Raw genomic sequence first — 23,305 nt, 5'->3', positions numbered from 1 at the left:
TTGCTCATGAGACCGACAGTGTTCTCACCAGGCCGACAGAGTTCTCACGAGGCCGGAGGGACGATCATGTAGGTCAGCTTCGGCCAGGCCACCGACAGCGGGACCAGCGGCTCGCGCAGGATCCAGATGTTCACGTGATGGTTCTGGCCGGCGATGCCGAGCTCGTCGATCATCTGCAGCGCTTGGGTCTTCTGCCCGAAGTTCGCGAGGAACGCCCGCTGTTCCGGGCTGTCGTTGTAGCCGACCCACAGGATGGTCGTGGCGGAGTCCGGCGGCGGACCCCACACGGCGAAACCGCGATTCGGGCTGTACGCCGGCGGAATCGACTGGAACTTGCCGTAGTGGTCGAGCGCACCGGCCTCGTTGTAGGCCTCCGCGACCACCGCGGTCGCGGCCCGCTCCTCGGGCGGCAGACCGGCCGCCACCCGCTCCACGGCGTCGGCCAGGTCCGCCCAGTCGTCGTTGCCGTAGTGCTGCAGGAAGCCCAGCTTGCTGGTGTTGGGGACGTCGATCCAGCTCTTCGGGTAGGGGAACGTGGCCAGGGCGGCCATCAAAACGGCGGTGAGAACGGTCAATCCGGTGAACACGCGCCGCAGCACGGCCGCCGGCCGCGGACCCGCGGTGTCGAACAAACCCGACAGGATCATCGCGCCCGCACCGAAGATCGCGGGAATGATCCCGGCGACGTAATAGGACCGGCCGTGGCTCGCGACCACCAGCACCACCATCAGCAGCGCCGCGACGAGCACGAAGCGGTACGGCCGCAACTTCGGATCCCGGGCCAGGCCGTACAGGCCCAGCACGCCCAGGCCGCCGCCGAGGAAGCCGGTGACCACCAGGATCGCGATCACCGTGCCCCACTGGCCGCCGTCGCTCTGCGCGGTCTCGTGCGCGATGGCGGCATTGGTGGCCAGCTGCGGCCAATCGTGGGAGGCCTGCCACAGCAGGGCCGGGGTCATGGCCGCGGCCATGATCAGCAGGCCCAGCCACAGGGCCGGGCGGCGCAGGATCTCACGCGGACCCGCCACCAGCATGGCGACACCGACACAGGCGCCGAGCATCAGCACCAGCCACTTGTCCTGCACGTCGATCGCCGCCGCCACGCCCGCGGCGACGAGCAGGCGGTCGCGGCGGGTGCGCAGCCACCGGACCAGCAGCCAGATGATCAACGCCTGGAACGCCACATCGATGGCGACGCTGTCGAGCACGGTGTAAGCGAAGATGAACGGTGAGGCGGCGTAAACCGCGGCGGCGAGGAGCTGGAACCGTTCCCGCGCACCGCATTCGTAGGCGACCGCGGCGGTCAGCACCGAAACCGCGATCAGCAGCAGCAATCCGGGGATCCGCAGCGCGATCACCGATCCGGGCGCGACCACGTCGGCCAGCCGCGCGATCAACGGGATCAGCGGGCCGTTGTCGACGTAACTGACCGCGAGGCGGCGACCGCACGCCAGGTAGTACAGCTCGTCGCCCGCCAGCTGGAACCGGAATGCCGAGATCGACCAGACCAGCGTGATCAGGCCGGAGACCAACAGGACACCGCGCCACGCGAACTGCGGTGGCGCGGCCGTCGCCTCGGATTCGGGGGTGATGGTGAGCGTCATTGCTTCTCCGGGTCAGTGCGACGCGATGTGGCTGTGGATGGTGGTGGCCACGGCCGTGTCGCCGCGCGGCGACGGGTGGAAAGGCAAGGCGGACGGGCTCTGCCGGGGATCGAGGAAGTTGCTGAACCACGGGTCGGCGGCGCACAGTCCATGCCCGGCGGTCGCGGGCTTCAGGTCGATGAAGTCGACGCCCAGGATTCCGGCGGCCTCGCGCTGCGCGGTCTGCAGCCGGTTCCAGTACGCGACCATGGCTCCGGCCCGCGGCTGGACCCAGTGCACGACGCCGAGGATGTCCGCGCACCACTCGGTCGCGCCCTCGGGCGCGATCTCGGGATAGCCGATCAGTTCGATCTTCGCGTTCGGGGCGTAGTACTTCACGTAGTCGACGACCTTGCGGACGCGGTCGGCGTAGGCCGTCCCGGTGATGGCCGTGTAGTCCGGCCACCGGCCCTCGGCCACCGCGGCGTCGTCACAGCCGTGCGCGAGGTCGATCACACAGGTGAACACCTTGTTCACATCCGCGGAGAGGGTCGCGTCCTTGGGCCAGGAGTCGTTGAACCCGAGTTGGATGGTCACCACCCGGGTCCGCGGCCCGAACGCGCCGTTCTGCGCGGCGTCGAGGGCCAGCTGCGCCAGGGTGTAGCCGCCGCGGCCGGGCACCTGCTCACCGGTGGAGGTGACCGGGCCGGTGTCGATGGACGCGCTCGAGCACGAGTTGTTCACGACGTCGGCGGCCTCGACCCCCATTAGGGCGCTCAGCTGGACGGGCCACGAGGAAGGGCCGTGCAGGCAGGCCCGCAGCCCGGTGCTGTCCGGGTTCTCGCATTTGGTCAGCACCACGTCACAGGACGGGTTCGCGCTGTAGGAGTCGCCGAGCACCACGAGCGGGCGGCCGGGGGCGGGGGCCGGTTCGGCCTCGGCGGTGCCCGCCGATGCCGCGGCGGCCAGGACGCCCACGGCGACGGCCAGCCGGGGCAGGAGTACGGCCCGGCCGGTTGTCCAGGAACTGGTCAAGTGCAAAATCCTCATCGAGCCACAGCCATGCCGAACGGGGCACGATTATGATGCAGCCCACAGCAACTGACAGATAAAGCAAAGTAACTGCATTTCACTTGGTTGGCAAGCAAGCGATTCGCACCTGGCGAAGGGGCGTCACATGCCCCGCAACGCAGTTCGGCCCAGGCGAGAGAATATTCTCTGGCCTGGGCCGATGAGGGTGGCTGACGGGACTCGAACCCGCGACACCCAGGATCACAACCTGGTGCTCTACCAGCTGAACTACAGCCACCATTGCCGGTAACTTCCGGCGCGCTAGAGCTTAACGTGTCGCCGCTGTGAGTACCTAATCGGCTGTTCAGGAGGGGTTTACGGGCGGCTGCGCGGGGGTCGTCAATTCGGCGGCGACAGCGGCGATCTCGGCCGTGGAGGGGCCGGGGGCCGGAACGAACGCGGTGCGGCGGTAGTACTGGAGCTCACGGATGGACTCCTGGATGTCGGCCAGCGCGCGGTGCGCGAGGCCCTTCTCGGGCTGGCCGAAGTAGATCCGCGGGTACCAGCGCCGGGCCAGTTCCTTGATCGAGCTGACATCGATCATGCGGTAGTGCAGGTGCGCGTCCAGCGCGGGCATGTCGCGCGCGATGAACCCGCGATCGGTGGCGATCGAATTGCCCGCCAGCGGAACCGTCCGCGGCGTCGGCACGTACTGCTTGATGTAGTCGAGCACCTGCTGCTCGGCCTCCTCGAGGGTGATGACCGACCGCCGCACCTCCTCGGTGAGCCCCGACTTGGCGTGCATCTCGGTCACCACCGGCGGCATGGCGGCCAGCGCGGCGTCGTCGGCGTGGATCACGATGTCCACGCCCTCGCCGAGAATATTGAGGTCACTGTCGGTGACGAGCGCGGCCACCTCGATCAGCTTGTCGCTGTCGAGCCGCAGCCCGGTCATCTCGCAGTCCATCCACACCACGTACTTGTCGGTCACCGCCAAACACTAACTCTTCGTGCGACCTCCACCCCGTTTGCGTCGGACCGTCCGCGCGGCCCGAACCCGATTGGTTAACCGTCGGCAACCCGCGTCGAGGCCGCTCGGACGTGCGATCGAGCAGTATCGTTGCGGGCGAATCTCACGCGCGGCGAGCGGATGGCGTGTGGGTCGGGCAGTTTCTGAGCAGTCGGCACGGCAGACGGAGGAAGCGCGATGACCACCCCGCAGGAGAAGGCAGCGGCGGCTCGGAAGGCCGCCGAGGAGGCGGCGCGGATCGCGGCCGAAGCGGCGGCCGCGGCCGAAGCCGCCGAACAGGAGGCCGCCGCGCAGGAAGCCGCCGAGCAGGCTGCCGCCGCGGCTACGGCTGCGCCTGCGGCGGACACAGACGGCAAGACCGCGGCCAAGGCGAAAGTGGCTGCCGCCGACGCCGATCCGGCGAGCAAGGACGAGGTCGCCGCCCAGGAGATCGCGGCCGGGTACGCCATGGAGGGGGTGGCGCTGGAGCTGGGCACCGTGATCGTCGGCGGCACCGTGCATCCCGACGCGCGGGTGCGGATCCCGATGAAGACCATGAACCGGCACGGACTCATCGCGGGGGCCACCGGCACCGGTAAGACCAAGACCGTGCAGGGCATCGCCGAGCAGCTCTCGGCGGCGGGTGTGCCGGTCGTGGTGGCCGACATCAAGGGCGACCTGTCCGGGCTGGCGCGGCCGGGACAGTCCAATGAGAAGCTGCTGACGCGAGCCCAGGAGACCGGCGACGCGGACTGGAAGCCGCAGGGGTTCCCGTGTGAATTCGTCTCCCTCGGCACCGGCGGGATCGGGGTCCCCATCCGGGCGACGATCACCTCGTTCGGGCCGATCCTGCTCAGTAAGGCGCTGGGGCTCAACGAGACTCAGGAGTCGACCCTCGGCCTGATCTTCCACTGGTCGGACCGGCAGGGCCTGGCGCTGCTGGACCTCAAGGACCTGCGCTCGGTCATCCAGTACCTCACCAGCCCGGAGGGCAAGGAGGATCTCAAGGGCATCGGCGGCGTCTCCGCGCAGACCGCGGGCGTGATCCTGCGCGCGCTGGTGAACCTGGAGGCCGACGGCGGCGACACCTTCTTCGGTGAGCCGGAACTGAATCCGGCCGACCTGATGCGCAGCGCGGGCGGTCAGGGCGTGATCACCCTGTTCGAGCTGGGCGCGCAGGCCGCGCGGCCGCAGATGTTCTCGACATTCCTGATGTGGGTGCTGGCCGACCTGTTCCAGACCCTGCCCGAGGTCGGCGACATGGACAAACCCAAGCTGGTGTTCATCTTCGACGAGGCGCATCTGCTGTTCAACGGCGCGTCCAAGGCGTTCCTGAACCAGGTCGAGCAGACGGTGAAGCTGATCCGCTCCAAGGGCGTCGGCGTCTTCTTCTGCACCCAGCTGCCCACCGACATCCCCAACGCGGTGCTCTCCCAGCTGGGTGCGCGTATCCAGCACGCGCTGCGCGCCTTCACGCCCGAGGATCAGGCGGCGCTGACGAAGACGGTGCGCACCTACCCGAAGACCGCCACCTACGACCTGGAGAAGGCGCTCACCTCGCTGGGCATCGGTGAGGCGGTGGTGACGGTGCTGTCGGAGAAGGGCGCGCCGACCCCGGTCGCGTGGGCGCGCATGCAGCCGCCGCGCTCGCTCATGGACACCATCGGCGACGACGCGATTCGTTCCCGCGCACAGCAGTCCACGCTGTACGGCAAGTACGGCCAGACCATCGACGCGGAATCGGCGTACGAGATCCTGACCGCGAAGATCCAGGCCGCGGCCGAGCAGGCCGATCAGGAAGCGGCGGCCAAGAGCTCGCGCTCGTCCAAGCCGGCGCCGGAGGAGGATTCGATGGCGGAGAAGATCGTCAACAATCCGGCGTTCAAGAACTTCCTGCGGTCGGCGGCCACCGTGGCCGGGCGCGAGATCAGCCGCAGCATCTTCGGCACCCGGCGGCGGTAGGCCGGCCCCGGGCTCAGTGCCCGATATCGCGGCTGAGCAGATCGTCGATGGTCTCGCGGCGGACCAGTTCCCGGGACCGGCCGTCGCGGACCGCGACGATCGGCGGCCGCCCGATGCCGTTGTAGGACGAGGCCAGGCTGTGGTGGTACGCGCCGGTGCACGGCACCGCCAGCACCTCGCCAGGCCGCAGATCGACGGGCAGCCGGACGTCGCGGGCCAGGATGTCGCCCGCCTCGCAGTGGCGGCCCGCGATGGTGGCGGTCATCTGGGGGCCGGTGGCATGCCGGTTGGCGACCACGGCGTCGTAGCGCGCGCCGTAGAGGGCGACGCGCGGGTTGTCGCTCATGCCGCCGTCCACGGTCACATAGGTGTGGCCGTTCTCGACGTGCTTGATCGACAGCACCCGGTACAGCGTGACGCCCGCCCGCGCGACGATGGCGCGACCGGGTTCCAGGGCGATGCGCGGGCGCGGGAACCCGTGCCGGGCGCACGCCGCGTCCAGCGCGTCTTCGATGATGTCGGCCAGTTCGGCCAGATTCAGTTCCGCGTCCCCGCCGCGGTAGGCGACCGCGTGCCCGCCGCCGAGATCCAATTCGGTGAGGGTGATGCCGAATTCGTCGCGGATGCGGGCCATCTCGGCGACCATCCGCCGCACCGCCTCGCCGTAGGGGAAGGTGTTGTAGATCTGTGAACCGATGTGGCAGTGCAGGCCGATGAGTTCCAGATTGGGTTGCCGCACAATGCGGTCCACCACTTCCTTGACCGCCGTGCCGCCGATCGGGAAGCCGAACTTCTGATCGGTGACCCCGGTGCGGACCGCCGGATGCCCGTCGATGTCGATATCGGGGGTGACGCGCACCAGCACCCGTTGCGGTTTCACGGCCAGCGCCGACAGCAGCGTGATCTCGGTGAGCGAGTCGACCACGATGCGCCCGACCCCGCAGCCCACCGCGGTCTCCAGTTCGGCGAACGGTTTCCCGTTGCCGTGCAGCACGATTCGCTCCGGATCGGCCCAGCCGGACAGCGCGACCGCCAGTTCCCCGGCCGAGCACACGTCCAGGGACAGGCCCTCCTCGGTGATCCACTCGGCGACCGCGCGGGTGAGCAGGGCCTTGCCCGCGTAGATGATCTCCGCGTCCGGGAATCGGGTGCGGTAGGCGCGGCAGCGGTCCCGCACCTCGGTCTCGTCGAGGACGTAGGTGGGGGTGCCGTATTGGTCGGCGATGTCGGCCAGCGCCACCCCGCCGACGGTGATGCGCCCGTCGGCGTCGTAGTGCGTGTCGCGCGGCCAGATGGCCGGGTCGAGACGGGGGATCAGGCCCCCGTCCCGCAGCGACGGGAAGATCTCGAGCAGCGTCAAGGCGTCTCCTGGTGAGAGCTCCCCGCTTTCTCTTCTGCGGGGCCGTCACCAGGACTACGCCTGATCAAGGGGTCCGGACCGGTCCGGCACGGGCTCTTGACGAGCGCCGGCCCGATCTTGACGTTTTGCTGATCAGCCGCCGAGCTTCTTGTAGGCGGCGCCCGCCACCACCGAGGTGATGGACCGCGGGCCGAACTGTCCGGCGATGCTCATGCCCTTGCTGATCAGGCCCGGGACCACCCGCATCTTGTTGCGGGCGAGCGCGTCGATGGTGATCTTGGCGGTGTGGGCGGCGGTGACCCAGATGAACTCGGGGATCTTGCTGCCCATCTCCTCCTGGTCCGGGTTGTCGGTGCGGACCGGGCCGGGGGCCAGCAGGGTGACATTGACGCCGGAGCCCTTGAGCTCGCCGCGCAGCGACTCGGAGAAGGTGTTGGTGAACGCCTTGCTCGCCGAGTAGGTGGTGTTGTGCGGAATCGGCATATTGCCGGCGGCGGAACCGGTGATCAGGATGCCGCCCGCGCGGCGCTCCAACATGCCCGGGAGCACGGCCAGCGTGAGGTCGTGCACGGCCACCGCGTTCAGTTCCATGATGTCGCGCTCGTAGTCCAGATCCAGCTTGGCGAGCGCGCCGAAGGTGGCGACACCGGCGTTGTTGCACAGGATCGCGATATCGCGGGCGGCCAGCTCCTTGGCCAGCGGGGCCCGCTGGTCCCGGTCGGACAGATCCACCGCGCGCACCTCGGCGGTGATGCCGTACTGCTCGGTCAGCCGCTGCGCCAGGTCGGCCAGCAGATCGCCGCGCCGGGCGACGAGGATCAGCGAGTAGCCCCGCGAGGCAAGCTCTTCGGCGAGGGCGACCCCGATCCCGGAGGAGGATCCGGTCACGACGGCACGATTGTCGGCGGTGGGTGCAGGCAGGCTCACGACATGGCAGCCTACCCATGGAGTCGGCCGGCGGGCAGCCCGGTGCGAGCGCCGGGTATCCGTACGGGGTGGATACCCGGCGCCGCGGGCTCAGCGCGAACGCGCGGGAAGCGGCTCGCGTCGGCGGTGCCTGGTCAGCCCGCGTTCCCGGTGCACTGCGAATCGGCGATGTGCACGCTGCTCGGCTCGGAGCTGCCCAGGCTCACCAGCAGCGGGCTCGGGTCCGGGCCGCTGGCGGCGATGGCATTGGCCTCGGCCATGGCCTTGGTGCGGCCGAGGCCGGTGTAGAGGGTGCCGTCGCGGTTGGCGAGAGCGGCGCAGCCGTTGACCCAGCGGATCTTCACGTAGCAGCTGGAGACTCCGCACTGTTCCAGGGCGGCGGCGTCCGCGCCGCCCTGATCCTCGTAGTTCCAGGTGGTGCCGATGCTGTAGTAGTCACCGTCGATGCCGACTGCCATCGAGCCGTAGAGGTCGCCCGCGGCGTGCGCGGTGCCCATACCGCCGACGAACATCGCCGCGGTCGTAGAAGCCACCAGGCCGAGGGCGGCCTTGCGAGTCAGAGACATAGAGATTTCTCTCCCCCAAGATCGTTGAAGCACATGCCTCGTGATCATGTCAGGAAGGTACGACACCGCCGACCATCTGAATCGGTTGGCGGATAGGTCAATTCCGGGGTTTCGGCTCCATGAAGGCCACGCCCCACTGCACGTGGCCGCGCCACACTCCCGCGATGCGGCCGCCTTGAACGGCGGGTTTGGGGTCGCCGATCGGACCGCCCGCCGCGCGGACGGCGGCGACGGCGGCGTCCAGGTCGGCGGTCATGAAGGCGACGCCGACCAGGGCGGGTGGCAGGCCGGAGGTGACGGCTTCGATGAAGGGTTCGCCGACGCGGTAGAAGGCCATCTCGGGTCCCTCCGGGCCGCGGGGGAAGAAGCGGCGGCGCGGTGGGACCCCGAGGACTGCGGTCAGATCGGTGACGGCGGAGTCCAATTCGGGAACCCAGTAGACGACGTGGTCGACGATCGTCACGCCGTTGGGATGCGCCGCACCGGACTCGGACGCCGCCGATTCCAGGTAGGGCACGCCCAGGGTGGCGGGGTCGGCGTGGGTTTCGTCGAAGCCCCAGGCGGCCTCGCCCAGAACGCATTCGACCTGCCCGACGCGGAAGCGGCCGTCGGTGACGGTGAAACCCAGTGCCGCCCAGGACTGCTCGTCGCCGGGCAGGCCCAGGCGGGTGAGGTTCGGCATTACAGGCTCGCCGCCAGGCGGGTGCCCTGGTTGATGGCGCGCTTGGCATCGAGTTCGGCGGCCAGGTCGGCGCCGCCGATGAGGTGCACCTTCACGCCCGCGGTCTGCAGCGGCTCGTGCAGGTCGCGCACGGATTCCTGACCGGCGCACAGGATCACGTTGTCGCATTCGATGATCTGCGGGCGCTGCCGCTTCTCGCCGAAGCTGACGTGCAGGCCGCGGTCGTCGATGCGCTCGTAGTTGACGCCGCCGATCTGCTCGACGCCCTTGGCCTTGACCGCGGCCCGGTGCACCCAGCCGGAGGTCTTGCCCAGATCCTTGCCGAACGCGGACGACTTGCGCTGCAGCAGTACCACTTCGCGGGCCGCGGGGGAGGGCTTGGGGGCGGTGACGAAGCCGGGAACGGTCGGGTCGTCGGAGACACCCCATTCCTCCTTCCACTCGTCGAGCTTGAGGCTGGGATGCCCTTCGACGGTGAGGAATTCACTGACGTCGAAGCCGATGCCGCCCGCGCCGATCACGGCCACCTTCTTGCCGACCGGCTTGCCGTCGCGCACCAGTTCGGCGTAGGTGAGCACCTTCGGGTGGTCGATGCCGGGGATATTGGGGATGCGCGGCTTCACACCGGTGGCCAGGATGACCTCGTCGTATCCGCCCGCGATGAGCTGCTCGGCGGTGGCGCGGGTCTCCAGATGCACGCGCACGCCGGTGAGTTCGAGCTGCCGGGTGAAGTAGCGGATGGTCTCGTTGAACTCTTCCTTGCCCGGGATGCGGCGGGCGATGTCGAACTGGCCGCCGACCTTGTCGTCGGCCTCGAACAGGTCCACATGGTGCCCGCGCTCGGCCAGGCTGACCGCGGCCGACAGCCCGGCCGGGCCCGCGCCGACGACGGCGAACTTCCGGGTGCGGCGGGTGGGCAGCAGCTTCAGCTCGGTCTCGTGTCCGGCGCGCGGATTCAGCAGGCAGGATACGGTTTTGGCCTGGAAGGCGTGGTCCAGGCAGGCCTGGTTGCAGGCGATGCAGGTGTTGATCTCGTCGGTGCGCGCGTCCTGCGCCTTGCGGGCCCAGTCGGGGTCGGCGAGCAGCGGACGGGCCAGCGAGATCAGGTCGGAGTCGCCGCGGGTGAGAATCTCCTCGGCGGTCTCGGGCATATTGATGCGGTTGGACGCGCACACCGGAATGTCCACGAGGTCCTTGACCTTCGCGGTCCACTCCACGAACGCGGCGCGCGGCACCGAGGTGACGATGGTGGGCACCCGGGCCTCGTGCCAGCCGATGTCGGTGTTGATGATGGTGGCCCCGGCGGCCTCCACATCCTTGGCGACGGCGGCGATCTCGTCCCAGGTCTGGCCCTGCTCCACGAAATCGGCCATGGAGAGCCGGAACACGATGATGAAGTCCGGGCCTACCGCCTTGCGGACCCGGCGCACGATCTCCCCGGCGATGCGGCGGCGGTTCTCCGGCGAGCCACCCCACTTGTCCTTGCGCTTGTTGGTGCGTTCGGCGAGGAACTGGTTGATGAAATAGCCTTCACCGCCCATGATCTCGACGCCGTCGTACCCCGCGAACTTGGCCAGGGCGGCGGTGCGCGCGTAATCGTCGATGGTGCTCTCGACGCCCTTGCCGGACAGCGCGCGCGGCTTGAACGGATTGATCGGGGCCTTGATGGCCGAGGCGGAGACGCTGGTCGGCATGTAGGAGTAGCGGCCCGCGTGCAGGATCTGCAGCGCGATCTTGCCGCCCTCGGCGTGCACCGCCTTGGTGATGGCGCGGTGCCGGTAGGCCTCGGTCTTGTTGGTCAGCTTCGCGCCGAAGGGCAGCAGCCAGCCGGTGCGGTTGGGGGCGTAGCCGCCGGTGATGATCAGGCCCACACCGCCTTTCGCGCGTTCGGCGAAGTAGGCGGCCAGCCGGTTGGTGTGCCAGGCGCGATCCTCGAGGCCGGTGTGCATGGAGCCCATGACCACCCGGTTGCGCAGGGTGGTGAAGCCGAGGTCCAGGGGTTCGAACAGGTGCGGGTACGCGCTCATCGGCGAGTGCCTTTCGGGTCGGACGCCTGCGATCGGGCTGTGTCGCGTTTCAGGGCGTCGAGTACTTCGTCGCACCAGTCGATGAACCCCTCCTCGACGCGGATGCCGCCGCGCAGGACGAGGTACTGGTGCAGTTTCGGGCCGGTGAGGTCAGCCGGCGCGGGGTAGTCCTTCTTCTCGAAGGCGCGGTACAGGTCGAGGCGGTGGGCGTGCTGGTCGCGGTGGCGCTGCACTTCGGCGACGATCACGTCCGGGTCCCCGAGGGAGGCGGCGCGCAGCTTGACGCCGAGGTCGCTGCGGAGGGGCTCGAGGTCGGCGGTTTCGGCGATCCAGCGGACCAGCTCGGCGCGGCCGGCGTCGGAGACGGTGTAGACCTTCTTGTCCGGGCGGCCGTCCTGCGGCACGGTTTCGGCGTCCACCCAGCCCTGTTCGTCCATGCGCTTGAGCACGCGATAGATCTGCTGGTGGGTGGCGTGCCAGAAGAAGCCGATGGATTTGTCGAACCGCTGGGCCAGGTCGTAGCCCGAACTGGCGCGTTCGGTCAGCGATACCAGGAGCGCGTGTTCGAGGGCCATGCCGTCAGGGTAACTGCTACGAGACGTACTATGCAATTCAGTGCATAGAGCTCGCGCGTGGCGCTCCGGCGTCGGCGTGTCGGTTAACGCGGCCGGTAGCGGGGCTGATTTCTGAGCGAAGCACTCGCCCCGGGGGAGATACTCGGGCGGGGATGAACGTCAGGGGAGCCGATATGCGTTCGACATTCGCCACGGTGGGGGCGGCAGTCCTCATCGCGACATCCGCGGTTCTGATGACCGCGTGCAATGACAAGACGGGCACTCCGATGCCGGTGACCTCGGTCAGCCCCGCGCCGCAGGGCGCCGGGCAGCCGGGCGCCACCAAGCCCGGCGGCGTTGACACCCGGGCGTTCCTGCGCAGCATCGGCAAGACCGGTTGGTACGAGGGCTTCGAGATCACCATCGACCAGGCCACCGTCACCGCCGACGGATTCGGCGGCGCGAAGATCCGCGTCGACATCACCTACAAGAACACCACCACCGCCAACAAGACACTCGCCGTCGTGCCCGCCGTCCAGATCGGCGGCGCGATCGACGGCGGCGCCGGATGGAACAGCCCCGAGGTCCCCGGAAAGGGTTCCGCCACCGGCGATATCACCGCGTCGGTGAAGTCGTACGACACCCCCGAGCACCTGCTCGACACCATCACCATCCTCTACGGCAGCGCCGCGGAGAACCAGACCAAGTTCCCGCTGAAGACCGACGCCAAGGTCGAGAGCGTCGCCCCGCGCACGCTGAACATCACCGGCAAGCTGACCCAGGATCAGACGACGGTCGAGATCACCGGCGCCACACTGACTCCCAGCTACACCAGGAACGAGGCCGGGAAGATGGAGCTGGCGCTGCACGTCAAGTTCATCGGCGGCGGGGGCATCGCCGCGGGCGGCACCAATATCTCCTACACCGACTTCAGCGCCAAGACTCCGGCCGGGTCCACCGAGGTGGCCGACTTCCGCGGCGCCGTCATCGAACTGCTGAGCCGCAACCAGACGATCGACAAGGCCGGCAATTTCATCGTCTTCCTGGTCCCGTCGCCGGGCACCGGCCCGTACACCCTCTCCTTCGACGCCGCCAAGGGCGAGAAACCGGCGGGCACCCTGAGCTTCACCGTCAGCTGAGCCCCGCCCCGCCTCTTTTGCTCCGCGGTAGCCGCGTGCGGGTAGTCGACTACCCGCACGCCACGGTGCGGAGTTCTCCTCCCGGGTGGGCCTGCGTGCACCGCATCGGCCGTTTTGCCTGGTTCGGGTAGTTCTGTACCCGTGAGACCTCGGATCCGAGCGATGAGAATCGATCGTGTCGATTCGGGAAAGAGGCTCCGATGGCTACCACACAGAACGACCACAGCGGCGTGACGGTTCGAGTATCGATGTCCGCCGCGGGGATCGACGACGAGCACATGGACCGGCAGACCCGCATGCTGCGGGCGGAGCTGGCCGCGATGGACGGCGTCGAATCGGCGGTCCTGGCGCGCGACACCGCCGGGGCCGCACCGGGTTCGAAGGTGGCCGACCCGGTCACCCTCGGCGCGATCGTGCTGGCCTTGAGCGCTTCCGGCGGGGTGTTCACCACCCTGATCGAGACGGTGCACGACTGGCTGAGGCGCGAACCGGGCTCCCGCCGGGTGGCGGTCACCATCGAGGGCGAGAGCATCGAAATCGATGCCGCCAGTGACGCCGAGCAGCACGAGCTGGTCGAGGCCTTCCTGCGACGACACGGCGCGGTGGCGGGGTGAGTTGTCATGGCCGGCCGATTCGCCCTGGTAGTGGCGACCTACACCTTCTCCGATCCCGGACTGCGGCAGCTGACCGCACCCGCCCACGACGCCGAAGCGCTCGCCGAGGTGCTGGCCGATCCGGCCATCGGCGGGTTCGAGGTCACCACGTTGATCAACGAGCCGCACCACGTCGTCGGTTCGGCGGTCGGTGACTTCTTCAGCGACCGCAGGCGCGACGATCTGACCCTGCTGTACTTCAGCGGCCACGGCCTCAAGGACGACGCGGGCAAGCTCTATCTCGCGATGACCGACACCCGTACGTTGAACCCGCTTTTCACCTCGGTCGCCGCGGATCAGATCGACTACGCCATGACCGGGTGCCACTCCAACCACCAGATCCTCATCCTGGACTGCTGCTACAGCGGAGCGTTCCCGGTCGGCGCCATCGCCAAGGCCGACGACCAGGTCCACGCCCTGGAGAGCTTCAGCGGCCGCGGCCGCACCGTGCTCACCGCCTCCGACGCCACCCAGTACGCCTTCGAGGGCGACGTTCCGCACGGCCAGGCCTCCCAGTCGGTGTTCACCCGCCACCTGGTTGCCGGCCTCCGCGACGGCGGCGCCGACCTCGACCAGGACGGCGACATCACCGTCGACGAGCTCTACAGCTACGTCCACGACCACGTCGTCGCCGAACGCCCCCGCCAGCGCCCCAAGAAACAGGACAACGTCGAAGGCCGCACCGTCCTGGCCCGCAACCGCAATTGGCAGGTCCCGCAACACATTCGGTCCGCCCTCGAAAGCCCGGCCGTCCGCGACCGCCGCAACGCCCTCGAAGACCTGGACCAGCTCTACCGCACCGGCGGCGCCATCGTCCGCACCCGCGTCCGCGCCGCCGTCACCCAACTCGTGAACGACGACAGCCGCGCCATCGCCGCCGCGGCCACCGCCTGGCTCGACACCCACCCCACCGACACGGCAATGGCGCCGTCCGATGGCGGTATCACTCCACCCCCGAACCCCGAGTTCTATCCGGTCGATGAACCCCTCCCGGCAACGGCGCCGGATCGCACCAACGAAGCTGCGCAGCAACAGGATTCTCCGACCCTGGACCAGACTCATCCACAACCCGCGCCTGAGGAAGTAGGCGCGACCAGACCGGTTGCCCTGTTCGGCGAACCCGAATCGCCTCTGCGGACGAAACGCTGGACCGTAGAACACTTCGGTGGCTGGCTCAAACGCGGACTACGTGATCGGAAGCGGGCGGTACCTCTGGCGGCTGCTGCCATGGCGGTCGCTAGCGTCGCAGTGGTGGGCGGCTGGCATCTCGCCCCGAACGGCGTGGCCGGGCACGCCGTCGCCGGTGCGAAGGCGTTGCGGGGTCCCGAGATCGATCTGCTCAAAGTGATTGCATCACCGGGCTACCACCGCAGCACCTGCTTCCACGCGAACCCGGCCCCGGGTCAGATCGCAGCGATCGCTTGTCGACCCAACGAAGCGGCCAGTGCACCCCTTGCGGGGTTCTACCGCTTCAACAATATGGACCAACTCGCCGACTACTACCAATCCAGTATTCGGGATCGTCACACCGGCAGCTGCCCTGGTGACCCGCCTGGGCCGGATGCGCCGGTCTTCGACAATCTCGCCCGAGCGGTCGGCCGAAAGACGTGTTACCTAGATACCACGGGCGGCCCGGCAGCACCTTCGCTGATCGTGACCGATGAACCCAACCTCGCAATCGCCGAGTTCTATTATCGGCCCGACGATTGGACTGCACCGATCGCGGAACAGCTGCGGGACTACCGGGCCACACGCGGTTACAGGCAGTTCTTGGCCGCGGACGAGGCACGTGACCCAGACGAATTCACCTCCGCGGACAAAGATCTGCTGTCCTTTCTCGGCAGTGCCTTCACCCGCACGAACTGTCGGCATGAAGAACCGTCACAACTCGCCGATGCGGAAATCGTGTGTGCGACACCAGTGAACTATCCTGGCGCATCGTTCATGCAATTTCCCACCTCCGCCGAAGCGACCGTGGTTTATCAGAGTGAATTGAGCGTCCACGCGAGTCATGCCTGTGATGGTCGGCCGGGACAGGACAGCCCCCTTCTCCGGAACGGTCTCCCGATCGGTCGTTTCACTTGTTTCCCGCACCAGGGCGATGCGGCCCACCCCGACGATCACCGTCCCTGTCTGCTCTCGATCCTCGACAGCCCGCATATCGTGCGCAAGTTCTGCGCTAGCGCACCCGGCGCACCCCAGACCGCGATCACCACCGAACCAGCGTTACTCGCTTGGTTCCAGAAATGGTCCGGGTAGCACCTCAGCCGAGTGCCATCGCGAAGGCCCGTGCCGCAGCCAGATCCGCGGCGTCGGGCCGCCCCTTGCGAATTCCCCCGACCAGCTTCAACGGCGCGAAGGTATCGAACCCCCGCGCCGAGAACGTATCCACCAGCTCGAACCCCTTCCGGCCGGGTAGCCGCTTCATCGGCCCCATCACCACCGGAAACCCGCTGGTGGCGAACACGAACGCCCGCCCACCCCGCCCCTCCGGCAGCCCCCGCACAAACTCCCGCAGCCGCGGATGAAACGCCATCGAGAAGATCCCCGACCCGAACCCCACCAGGTCGTACTCCCCGATCTCGGCAGCGGTCACCTCCTCGGGCTCCACGACCCGGGCCCCCAGCACCGCCCCCATCGCGTCGGCCACCCGCCGCGTATTCCCGTGCGACACCGACACGCACACGATCAGAACCTTCATCAAATGCTCCTCGCTCCCCGCAGGATCCGGACATCTCACAGACACCGCCCGAGAACCGGATCGTGACACGTGGCGGCAGTGTCGGCGGTCATACGGACGCCGTCTCGATCAAGCTCCTTTCGAATTATTCGAAAGCGGTGCACAATGGGGTCAACCGAGGAGGGCGAATGACCGAGACGTTGGACGGGCGCACACTGCTACCGGAACACCCGGACCAGATCGCCGAGTTGCGCCGTTTTCTGGACTCGGTGCCGACCACCGTCGAAGCGGCGATCCTGCGGTCCGCGGACGGTGAGGTGGTCGCCTTGCCCGCTGAGGTCGTCGAGGCTTTGCGGCTGGTGGCGCGCGCGCTGTCGGAGGGGAAGGCGGTTACCGTCGCCCCCCTCCATACGACCCTCACCACTCAGGAGGCCGCGGAGCTGCTCGGGATGAGCAGGCCGACCTTCGTGAAGTTGCTCGATTCCGGGGCGATCCCTTTCACCCGTCCCGGCCGTCATCGACGCGTCCGTCTCACCGACGTGCTCGCGTACCGCGAGTACCGACGAGCAGAACGTGCGGCGGGTCTTTCGGAGCTGACCAGGGTCTCCGAGGACATGGGTCTCTACGACGACCTTCCACCGAATCCATTGAGACGGAACTGAATCGATGCGGCGGATACTCCTCGATACCTGCGTCCTGTACCCCGCCCACCTTCGCGACACCATTCTCCGCCTCGCGGAGGCCGACCTCATCCAGCCGCTCTGGTCCGCGGACATTCTGGCCGAACTCCATCGAAATCTCGCGGCCCGGAACGGCAATGACCCCTGTGTCGCCCTACAGGCCGACAGGCTGGTCAGCATCTTGCGCAACTGCTTTCCCGACGCGATGGTGGAGGGCTACGCGGACCTCGTCGACAGGATGGAGAACCATCCCAAGGACCGTCACGTCCTCGCCGCGGCTTTGCAGGGAAAACGCGGATGTGCTGTTGACGTTCAACCTGAAGGATTTCGCAGTCCGGCCCATCGGTGAGGGCTTCCCCGAGTTGCTGCATCCCGACGAATTCCTGTTGGACGCACTCGATCCAGCTCCGGGGCAGGTGCTTCGACTCCTCGGAAATCAGGTCGCCGAGCACAAACGGCCGCCCGAACACATCCAGGGCCTGCTGGACGTGTTGGAGAAGTCCGGAGTTCCAGCGTTCGCCGCCGAAGTCCGCCGTCGGCTGAACTGAGAATTCCGGATGGCTGCCCGACCGCGACACCGAATTGATGTGGTGGCCGTCAAGGTGGATCGGGCGACGGCGGTAGCATCGGCGGGTATGTCGGACGATGCGAGGCCGGTGCTGTGACCACGGCCGGGAGCGGGGACGCGGGATTCACCGGGGCGATTCCCGAGGTGTACGACTCGCTGCTGGTTCCGATGATCTTCGCGGAGCCGGCTCGGCTGCTTGCGCGGACGGTGGCCGCGGCCGACGGGGTCGACGTGCTCGAAACCGCCGCGGGGACCGGCGTGCTGACCAGGGCGCTGGCGCAGTTGGGGAGTCACCGGATCGTGGCGACCGATCTGAACGAGCCCATGTTGGCGGCGGCCGAGGCGCGATTGCCGTCCGAGCGGGTGCGATGGCGGGTGGCGGATGCGGGGGATCTGCCGTTTCCCGATTGCTCGTTCGATGTCGTGGTGTGCCAGTTCGGCGTCATGTTCCTGCCCGACAAGGTGCGTGGTTACGCCGAGGCCCTGCGGGTGTTGCGCCCGGGTGGGATGTTCGCGTTCACCGTCTGGGATCGGATCGAGACGAGTCCGGTCACCCGGGTCGTCACCGATGCCCTGTGTGCCGCCGCACCGGACGAGCCGCTCGAGTTCCTCCGCCGAACCCCGCACGGCTACTTCGACTTCGACCGTATCCGCGGCGAACTCGAGGAGGCCGGGTTCGACCACATCACCGGTGAGTACCTCGACGGTTCGAGCCGCCAGACGGCGGAGACCGGTGCGGTGGCGTTCTGCCAGGGCACACCGCTGCGCGGCGAGATCGAACGCCATCCGACCCTGGACGTCGAGTCCGCGACCGCGATCGCCGCCGCGGCATTGCGGGACAGATACGGGTCCGGCCAGTTCACCGCCCCGATCCGCTGGTTGCAGTGGACGGCCGGCCGTCCCCGGTAGTCGAGCACCGCGAGGACGATGACCGCGAGCGCGGCGACCGTGTAGGGGATGGCCGACCACCCGGAGGTCGATTCGAAAAGGTTTGCGGCACTGCCGGATACGTTGCCGTCTCCGGTCGCCAGGGCTGCCAGCGGTACCAGGTGATCGTCGTATTGATCGGTGAAGTCGGGCATGGTCAGCCCACCAGCCGGGCTCGAACAGTCGCACTGCCAGTGCGGCGAGGACGACCGCGAACTGGCTGGTGGCGAGCAGCACTCGTTTCATGACCAGGACCTCCGGGTAGGCGAAATCAGCCGACATGTCGATCCTGCTGATCGGCGGGCGAGCCGGGATGAGCCCGGCTACGCGCCCTCCTGAGTAGATCTGCCTGGTTGTGCGGGGCCGGGCCCTCACCGGGCCGCTTTGACGGCGAGGGTGGCGGCGACGGCGAGGGTGACTCCTTCCGCGACGGCGGTGACGCCCACGGCGCGGGCGGCGGCGACGGGGTCGGTGGCCAGGGTGAGGAAGAGGGTGCCGAAGGTGGCGACGCCGATGACCACGCCGAGTTGGACGCAGGTGACGAGGATGCCGCTGGCGTCGGCGGCCAGGGTGACGGGGATCTTGCTGGTGGCGCGGGCCATGAGGGGGCTGAAGGCGAGGCCGTAGCCGATGCCCATGAGGGCGAGGACGGTCAGGTCGAGGGGGTTGACGGAGTGGCCGTCGCGCAGGGACAGGCCCATGGCGATGGTGGTCGTGGCGGCGAGCAGGAGGCCCCCGGGGATCATCGCGCGGTGGAATCGGGCGGGGACGCGGGTCCAGTTCAGGCTCACCAGGCCGAAGGTGATGCCGTTGGGGACGAACAGGAGTCCGGCGTGGACGGGGGAGTAGCCGAGGGTCGACTGGAGATGGATGGTGAGGATGAAGACCCAGCCGCCGAAGGTGCACATGATCAGGAAGAGGGTGGCCGCGGCGACGAGCAGGCCGGGGGCGCGGACCACGCGGTCGGCGAAGAGGGGTTCGCCGCCGCGGCGGTGCACCCAGCGTTCCACCAGGGCGAAGGCGGCGAAGCCGAAGGCGGACGCGCCCAACGCGATCCGGGTCCAGGCGGGCCACTGCTGTTCGTGGCCGAGCACGAGCGGCACGGACATCGCGAGGACCGAGGCGGTGAGGACCGCCAGCCCGGGCAGGTCGAGCCGGCGTTCGGCGCGCGGGGTGGCGGCGGGCAGGACGCGTGGCGCGACCGCGAGCAGGGCGATCCCGATCGGGACGTTCACGAGAAACACTCCGCGCCAGCCGGTTCCGGCGATATCGCTGCTCACGATGATGCCGCCGAGGATCTGGCCCGCGACCATGCCGCCGGAGATGACGGCGGCGTACACCGAGAGCGCCCGCGCCCGGGTGTTCCCGGTGGCGGTGATCTGGATCAGGCTCATGACCTGCGGCACCATGGCCGCGGCCCCGATGCCCTGCAGGAAGCGGAAGGCGATGAGCGAGGCTGGATTCCAGGCCAGCCCGCAGGTGAGGGAGGCGAGGGTGAACAGCGTGAGTCCCGCGACGAACATCCCGCGCTGCCCGAACCGGTCGCCGAGTCGTGCGCCGGTGACCAGCAGCACCGCGTAGGCGATGACGTAGCCGGAGACGATCAGTTGCAGCCCGGAACCCGTGGCGTGCAGCGAGGTTCGGATCGAGGGGATGGCGACGTTCACGATGGAGGCGTCCAGGACCGCCATGAACTGCCCGAGCAGGATGACGGTGAGCACCGCGAGCGGACGGCGAACCCCGCTCGCAGCCGGTGCGGAAGGCGGAACGGATACCGGGGGTGGGGTGTGGGTGAGGCTCTGAGACATGGGATTCAGCGTGCGCGGCGACCGATCCCGCTGACAGGAGTCCGCTTATACGGGTACTGGCACCACCTGGATACCCCTAGCGAAAACCGCCACCATGGAGGAATGGTGTCAGCAGCGGGATACAACGTCCTCGTCGAGCGGACCGCCGGAGCGGTCGCCCGCGCCGGTGATCCGCGGTCGGTGCGCAAGGTCCGGCGCGGCGAGCTGTCGACGTTCCTGAAGTCGCGGCGGGCACGGATCCGGCCGGAGGACGTGGGCCTGCCGGTGGGTGCGCGGCGGCGGACGCCCGGTTTGCGCCGCGAGGAGGTGGCGCAGCTGGCCGGGGTGGGGATCACCTGGTACACCTGGCTCGAGCAGGGCCGCGACATCAATTGCAGTGTGCAGGTGCTGGATGCGATCGCCCGGGCGTTGTGCTTGGACGGGGCGGAGCACGCGCATCTGTACCGGTTGGCGGACGTGCCGACGGCTCCGGCGCTGGTGGTCGAGGAGCCGGTGCCCGAGGAGGTGCAGACCATCCTGGATCACCTGCATCCGCTGCCCGCGACGCTGTTCAGCGCCAAATACGATGTGCTGGCGCACAATGCGGCGTACGCGGCGATGTATCCGCTGTTCGTGACGGGCCATCGCAATGTGCTGCGCAAGGTCTTCCTGGCCGACGAGTGCTGTACCCCGTACCCGGCGAACTCGGAACCGGACCACCTGGCCCGCATGGTCGGCTACCTGCGTGCGGCGTACGCCCGCAATCTGGGTGACCCGGAATGGTCCGAGTTCATCGACGGCATGGTGGCCGACAGCTCGCACTTCGCGGAACTGTGGGCCCGCAATGATGTCGCGCTCCCGATCGGCCGGACCCGCGTGGTCCGCAACCTGGCCGTCGGCATGCTGGAGATGTATATGACCAGTATGTCCTTGCCGTCGATCGCGGGCGCGTGGATGCAGGTCTGGACGCCGTCGACGCCGCAGGCCTGGGATCAGCTGCACGCCCTGCTCGCCTTGACCGCCGAGGAGCGTCGCCGCCCGTGGGCCGAGCACGTCGAGCAGGTGCACGGCCGCACCCTGGCCTGACCCGCCACCCCGCGTGGATGTCGCACGCGAGTCGCGTTCGGTCGCTTAGTCTGCGCTGATGACCGAGGCGTCGGGAGAAGTCACCGTCGGGCAGGCGACCGGGCGGGGAACCGTACTGGCGTGGGGATTCTGGGATTGGGCGGGCGCGTCGTTCAACGCGGTCATCCTGACCTTCGTGTTCTCGGTGTACCTGACCGACAAGGTGGGTGAGGATCTGCCGGGCGGTATTTCGGCGAGCGCTTGGCTGGGGTGGGCGCTGGGGGCGGCGGGCCTGGTGGTGGCGTTGACCGCGCCGGTGGCGGGCCAATGGTTCGATGCCACCGCGAGACGCAAACTGGCCCTGGGCATTCTGACCTCGGTGACCGTGCTGCTGATGGCGGCCATGTTCTTCGTGAAGGACGACTACCACTACCTGTGGGTGGGTCTGGTGCTGCTGGCGGTCGGCTCGGCGTCGTTCGAACTGTCGCATGTCCCGTATTTCGCCATGCTGCGGCAGGTGTCCACGCCCGCGAATGTCGGCCGGGTGTCCGGATTCGGCTGGTCCATGGGCTATTTCGGCGGCATCATCCTGCTGCTGATCAGCTATGTCGGATTCATCGCGGGCAAGGGCGACAATCGCGGCCTGCTCGGCGTCCCGATCGAGGACGGACTGAACATCCGCTTGGTCGCGGTGCTGGCGGCGGTGTGGTTCGCCGGTTTCGCGGTGCCGCTGTTCCTGTTCGTCCCGGAGGTGCCGCGCACCGACGCGGATCCCGGTGCGGCGGTGCGCGGCCGGGCGTTCCTGACCTCGTACCGGGTGTTGTTCCGGGATGTGCGGGAGTTGTGGCGCACCGATCGCCGCACGGTGGGATTCCTGCTGGCGAGTGCCGTCTTCCGGGATGGTCTGGCGGGCGTGTTCACCTTCGGCGCGATCCTGGCGGTGAAGGTGTACGGCATCGCCGATGCCGACGTGCTGCTGTTCGGCATCGCCGCGAATGTGGTTGCGGCGCTGGGCGCGCTGCTCGGCGGCCGGTTCGACGACCGTACCGGCCCGAAGGCGGTGATCGTCGCCTCGCTGCTGGGCATGATCGTGTGCGGCGCGTTCCTGCTGGTGTTGTCGGGTCCGCTGATGTTCTGGATTTTCGGCCTGCTGCTGACCGTATTCGTCGGTCCCGCACAGGCTTCGGCCCGTTCATTCCTGGCCCGGGTGTCCCCGCCGGGGCGCGAGGGCCAGATGTTCGGTCTCTACGCGACCACGGGTCGCGCCGTATCCTTCCTCGCCCCAACTCTTTTCGGGTTCTTCGTGTGGGCGTTCGACGCCGAGCGCGCGGGAATCGTCGGCCTGTTACTGGTGTTGATCGTCGGCCTGATGTTGTTGCTGCCCGTACGCGGGGATGACCTGCACGACAAGTGAATTCGCTGTAACGGTCCGGTCTCAGGGCCGCCAGGCGCCCATGCCGAGCGCGATGAGCCGCACCTGGAGCACGGCACGGTCGACGGTGCGTGCGCTCTCGCGGGGTTCGGCCATCAGGTAGTCGGCGATCCGGTCGGCGACGGTGGACACGATGAGGTCGGCCGCCAGCTCCAGATCGTCGGGTGACCAGTCGTCGAGGGCCCGCACCCGGGACAGGTCGACGACCAGTTCCCGTTCGATGAGCTGCATTTCGACCGAGATGGCCCCGCGCAAGGGCGCCGAGCCGCCGTGTCGTTCGCGAATCAGGAATCCCCACAGATCTCGCTTGCCGTCGACCTGTTCGAAAACGAATCGCACGGTCTGCGAGAGCGTCGGATTGGGTGTGCGCCGCATTTCCCGCAGCGCCAGCCGCAATTGCCGCACGCCTTCCTCGACCAGCGTGGTGCCGAGTTCGTCGAGGGAGGCGAAATGCCGGTAGAAGGCGGTGGGCACGATGCCGGCGGAGCGGGCGATCTCACGCAGGGAGAGCGCGGCGAAACCGCGGTCGGCGGCCAAGGCGAGGGTGCCGTCGAGCAGGGCCGCACGGGTGCGTTCCTTGCGCTCGACTCGGGTAGCTGCCTGCTCGCTCATCTCGATGAGCATACATGCGTTCACATTCGTTCCATTCGAGAGATGTCGCGTGGGTCACACGAACTGCCGGTTGAACTGGAG

General features: G+C 68.3%; 23 protein-coding genes and 1 tRNA gene. 11 read left to right on the top strand and 13 right to left on the bottom strand.

Annotation, left to right across the window (positions count from 1 at the left end; genetic code table 11):
• Positions 1-44: 44 nt before the first annotated feature.
• The 4 genes from ACFYTS_RS29290 to orn all read right to left on the bottom strand — a co-directional run bounded on the left by ACFYTS_RS29290 (position 45) and on the right by orn (position 3,585).
• Complete coding sequence (locus ACFYTS_RS29290; RefSeq protein WP_387308742.1) at positions 45-1,604, bottom strand: ArnT family glycosyltransferase; 1,560 nt, start codon at positions 1,602-1,604, stop codon at positions 45-47.
• A 12-nt stretch (positions 1,605-1,616) separates the two neighbouring features.
• A complete protein-coding gene (locus ACFYTS_RS29285; RefSeq protein ID WP_357284438.1) occupies positions 1,617-2,618 on the bottom strand; it encodes an SGNH/GDSL hydrolase family protein in 1,002 nt (333 codons plus the stop codon).
• Positions 2,619-2,819: 201 nt separating this feature from the next.
• Positions 2,820-2,892, bottom strand: a tRNA-His gene (locus ACFYTS_RS29280).
• Positions 2,893-2,958: 66 nt separating this feature from the next.
• Positions 2,959-3,585, bottom strand: a complete 627-nt coding sequence (gene orn, locus ACFYTS_RS29275; RefSeq protein WP_387308739.1) for an oligoribonuclease — start codon at positions 3,583-3,585, stop codon at positions 2,959-2,961.
• 216 nt (positions 3,586-3,801) lie between these two features.
• On the opposite strand from orn, the gene ACFYTS_RS29270 reads away from it, so the two are divergent.
• Positions 3,802-5,565 (top strand): helicase HerA-like domain-containing protein, encoded by a 1,764-nt coding sequence (locus ACFYTS_RS29270; RefSeq protein WP_387308737.1) that lies wholly within the window; start codon positions 3,802-3,804, stop codon positions 5,563-5,565.
• 13 nt (positions 5,566-5,578) lie between these two features.
• Here the strand turns inward: ACFYTS_RS29270 and lysA are convergent, their stop codons facing one another.
• From lysA to ACFYTS_RS29240, 6 genes are all read right to left on the bottom strand, one after another.
• A complete protein-coding gene (lysA, locus tag ACFYTS_RS29265) occupies positions 5,579-6,925 on the bottom strand; it encodes a diaminopimelate decarboxylase (RefSeq protein WP_387308735.1) in 1,347 nt (448 codons plus the stop codon).
• A 132-nt stretch (positions 6,926-7,057) separates the two neighbouring features.
• Positions 7,058-7,852 carry a mycolate reductase gene (gene cmrA / locus ACFYTS_RS29260; RefSeq protein WP_387308733.1) on the bottom strand — a complete coding sequence of 265 codons (795 nt, stop codon included), beginning with the start codon at positions 7,850-7,852 and terminating at the stop codon, positions 7,058-7,060.
• Between the two features lie 134 nt (positions 7,853-7,986).
• Positions 7,987-8,418, bottom strand: coding sequence for a DUF4189 domain-containing protein (locus ACFYTS_RS29255; RefSeq protein WP_387308730.1), 432 nt, complete (start codon positions 8,416-8,418; stop codon positions 7,987-7,989).
• A 97-nt stretch (positions 8,419-8,515) separates the two neighbouring features.
• Positions 8,516-9,100: a VOC family protein gene (locus ACFYTS_RS29250; RefSeq protein ID WP_387308729.1), complete on the bottom strand. Its 585-nt coding sequence runs from the start codon at positions 9,098-9,100 to the stop codon at positions 8,516-8,518.
• Positions 9,100-11,127, bottom strand: coding sequence for an NADPH-dependent 2,4-dienoyl-CoA reductase (locus ACFYTS_RS29245; RefSeq protein WP_357284459.1), 2,028 nt, complete (start codon positions 11,125-11,127; stop codon positions 9,100-9,102). Before ACFYTS_RS29245 ends, ACFYTS_RS29250 begins: the two co-directional genes overlap by 1 nt.
• Positions 11,124-11,702: a PadR family transcriptional regulator gene (locus ACFYTS_RS29240; RefSeq protein WP_387308727.1), complete on the bottom strand. Its 579-nt coding sequence runs from the start codon at positions 11,700-11,702 to the stop codon at positions 11,124-11,126. The genes ACFYTS_RS29245 and ACFYTS_RS29240 overlap by 4 nt, the downstream gene beginning before the upstream one ends.
• A gap of 173 nt (positions 11,703-11,875) precedes the next feature.
• Between ACFYTS_RS29240 and ACFYTS_RS29235 the strand changes: the two genes are divergently transcribed.
• The 3 genes from ACFYTS_RS29235 to ACFYTS_RS29225 all read left to right on the top strand — a co-directional run bounded on the left by ACFYTS_RS29235 (position 11,876) and on the right by ACFYTS_RS29225 (position 15,732).
• Complete coding sequence (locus ACFYTS_RS29235; RefSeq protein WP_387308725.1) at positions 11,876-12,820, top strand: hypothetical protein; 945 nt, start codon at positions 11,876-11,878, stop codon at positions 12,818-12,820.
• A 200-nt stretch (positions 12,821-13,020) separates the two neighbouring features.
• Entirely contained in the window at positions 13,021-13,434 is a 414-nt protein-coding gene (locus tag ACFYTS_RS29230) for a hypothetical protein (RefSeq protein ID WP_387308723.1), read from the top strand.
• A 6-nt stretch (positions 13,435-13,440) separates the two neighbouring features.
• Entirely contained in the window at positions 13,441-15,732 is a 2,292-nt protein-coding gene (locus ACFYTS_RS29225) for a caspase domain-containing protein (protein ID WP_387308721.1), read from the top strand.
• Positions 15,733-15,736: 4 nt separating this feature from the next.
• Here ACFYTS_RS29225 and ACFYTS_RS29220 read toward each other — a convergent pair whose 3' ends face one another.
• Positions 15,737-16,174, bottom strand: a complete 438-nt coding sequence (locus ACFYTS_RS29220; RefSeq protein ID WP_387308719.1) for a flavodoxin family protein — start codon at positions 16,172-16,174, stop codon at positions 15,737-15,739.
• A 167-nt stretch (positions 16,175-16,341) separates the two neighbouring features.
• Here ACFYTS_RS29220 and ACFYTS_RS29215 point away from each other — a divergent pair, with 167 nt between their 5' ends.
• The 5 genes from ACFYTS_RS29215 to ACFYTS_RS29195 all read left to right on the top strand — a co-directional run bounded on the left by ACFYTS_RS29215 (position 16,342) and on the right by ACFYTS_RS29195 (position 18,667).
• Positions 16,342-16,815 (top strand): excisionase family DNA-binding protein, encoded by a 474-nt coding sequence (locus tag ACFYTS_RS29215; RefSeq protein ID WP_387308717.1) that lies wholly within the window; start codon positions 16,342-16,344, stop codon positions 16,813-16,815.
• Positions 16,816-16,819: 4 nt separating this feature from the next.
• Complete coding sequence (locus ACFYTS_RS29210) at positions 16,820-17,182, top strand: PIN domain-containing protein (RefSeq protein ID WP_387308715.1); 363 nt, start codon at positions 16,820-16,822, stop codon at positions 17,180-17,182.
• Positions 17,139-17,381, top strand: a complete 243-nt coding sequence (locus ACFYTS_RS29205; RefSeq protein ID WP_387308713.1) for a hypothetical protein — start codon at positions 17,139-17,141, stop codon at positions 17,379-17,381. Before ACFYTS_RS29210 ends, ACFYTS_RS29205 begins: the two co-directional genes overlap by 44 nt.
• Positions 17,382-17,494: 113 nt before the next feature.
• On the top strand, positions 17,495-18,310 hold the full coding sequence (locus tag ACFYTS_RS29200) for a class I SAM-dependent methyltransferase (protein ID WP_387308711.1): 816 nt from the start codon (positions 17,495-17,497) through the stop codon (positions 18,308-18,310).
• A 159-nt stretch (positions 18,311-18,469) separates the two neighbouring features.
• On the top strand, positions 18,470-18,667 hold the full coding sequence (locus tag ACFYTS_RS29195) for a hypothetical protein (protein WP_387308708.1): 198 nt from the start codon (positions 18,470-18,472) through the stop codon (positions 18,665-18,667).
• Positions 18,668-18,699: 32 nt separating this feature from the next.
• On the opposite strand, the gene ACFYTS_RS29190 is transcribed toward ACFYTS_RS29195, so the two are convergent.
• A complete protein-coding gene (locus ACFYTS_RS29190; protein WP_387308706.1) occupies positions 18,700-20,136 on the bottom strand; it encodes an MFS transporter in 1,437 nt (478 codons plus the stop codon).
• A gap of 102 nt (positions 20,137-20,238) precedes the next feature.
• Here ACFYTS_RS29190 and ACFYTS_RS29185 point away from each other — a divergent pair, with 102 nt between their 5' ends.
• Entirely contained in the window at positions 20,239-21,201 is a 963-nt protein-coding gene (locus ACFYTS_RS29185; RefSeq protein WP_357284489.1) for a helix-turn-helix transcriptional regulator, read from the top strand.
• A gap of 58 nt (positions 21,202-21,259) precedes the next feature.
• Positions 21,260-22,594, top strand: coding sequence for an MFS transporter (locus ACFYTS_RS29180; protein WP_387308703.1), 1,335 nt, complete (start codon positions 21,260-21,262; stop codon positions 22,592-22,594).
• A 21-nt stretch (positions 22,595-22,615) separates the two neighbouring features.
• Here ACFYTS_RS29180 and ACFYTS_RS29175 read toward each other — a convergent pair whose 3' ends face one another.
• Positions 22,616-23,224, bottom strand: a complete 609-nt coding sequence (locus tag ACFYTS_RS29175; RefSeq protein WP_379101027.1) for a TetR family transcriptional regulator — start codon at positions 23,222-23,224, stop codon at positions 22,616-22,618.
• Positions 23,225-23,305 lie beyond the last annotated feature (81 nt).

The organism is Nocardia sp. NPDC004151, from assembly GCF_042874235.1.
GTDB lineage: Bacteria > Actinomycetota > Actinomycetes > Mycobacteriales > Mycobacteriaceae > Nocardia.
The sequence above is the reverse complement of the archived record's forward strand: the minus strand, read 5'-3'. Positions and strand labels throughout refer to the sequence as shown.

What these genes read in the sequence shown, in the direction of transcription:
- ACFYTS_RS29290 (WP_387308742.1), bottom strand. Translation starts at nt 1,604, where the DNA reads ATGACGCTCACCATCACCCCCGAATCCGAGGCGACGGCCGCGCCACCG.
- ACFYTS_RS29185 (WP_357284489.1), top strand. Translation starts at nt 20,239, where the DNA reads ATGGTGTCAGCAGCGGGATACAACGTCCTCGTCGAGCGGACCGCCGGA.
- ACFYTS_RS29210 (WP_387308715.1), top strand. Translation starts at nt 16,820, where the DNA reads ATGCGGCGGATACTCCTCGATACCTGCGTCCTGTACCCCGCCCACCTT.
- ACFYTS_RS29175 (WP_379101027.1), bottom strand. Translation starts at nt 23,224, where the DNA reads ATGAGCGAGCAGGCAGCTACCCGAGTCGAGCGCAAGGAACGCACCCGT.
- ACFYTS_RS29220 (WP_387308719.1), bottom strand. Translation starts at nt 16,174, where the DNA reads ATGAAGGTTCTGATCGTGTGCGTGTCGGTGTCGCACGGGAATACGCGG.
- ACFYTS_RS29225 (WP_387308721.1), top strand. Translation starts at nt 13,441, where the DNA reads ATGGCCGGCCGATTCGCCCTGGTAGTGGCGACCTACACCTTCTCCGAT.
- ACFYTS_RS29235 (WP_387308725.1), top strand. Translation starts at nt 11,876, where the DNA reads ATGCGTTCGACATTCGCCACGGTGGGGGCGGCAGTCCTCATCGCGACA.
- ACFYTS_RS29190 (WP_387308706.1), bottom strand. Translation starts at nt 20,136, where the DNA reads ATGTCTCAGAGCCTCACCCACACCCCACCCCCGGTATCCGTTCCGCCT.
- ACFYTS_RS29245 (WP_357284459.1), bottom strand. Translation starts at nt 11,127, where the DNA reads ATGAGCGCGTACCCGCACCTGTTCGAACCCCTGGACCTCGGCTTCACC.
- ACFYTS_RS29240 (WP_387308727.1), bottom strand. Translation starts at nt 11,702, where the DNA reads ATGGCCCTCGAACACGCGCTCCTGGTATCGCTGACCGAACGCGCCAGT.
- ACFYTS_RS29215 (WP_387308717.1), top strand. Translation starts at nt 16,342, where the DNA reads ATGACCGAGACGTTGGACGGGCGCACACTGCTACCGGAACACCCGGAC.
- ACFYTS_RS29270 (WP_387308737.1), top strand. Translation starts at nt 3,802, where the DNA reads ATGACCACCCCGCAGGAGAAGGCAGCGGCGGCTCGGAAGGCCGCCGAG.
- ACFYTS_RS29230 (WP_387308723.1), top strand. Translation starts at nt 13,021, where the DNA reads ATGGCTACCACACAGAACGACCACAGCGGCGTGACGGTTCGAGTATCG.
- ACFYTS_RS29180 (WP_387308703.1), top strand. Translation starts at nt 21,260, where the DNA reads ATGACCGAGGCGTCGGGAGAAGTCACCGTCGGGCAGGCGACCGGGCGG.
- ACFYTS_RS29255 (WP_387308730.1), bottom strand. Translation starts at nt 8,418, where the DNA reads ATGTCTCTGACTCGCAAGGCCGCCCTCGGCCTGGTGGCTTCTACGACC.
- ACFYTS_RS29250 (WP_387308729.1), bottom strand. Translation starts at nt 9,100, where the DNA reads ATGCCGAACCTCACCCGCCTGGGCCTGCCCGGCGACGAGCAGTCCTGG.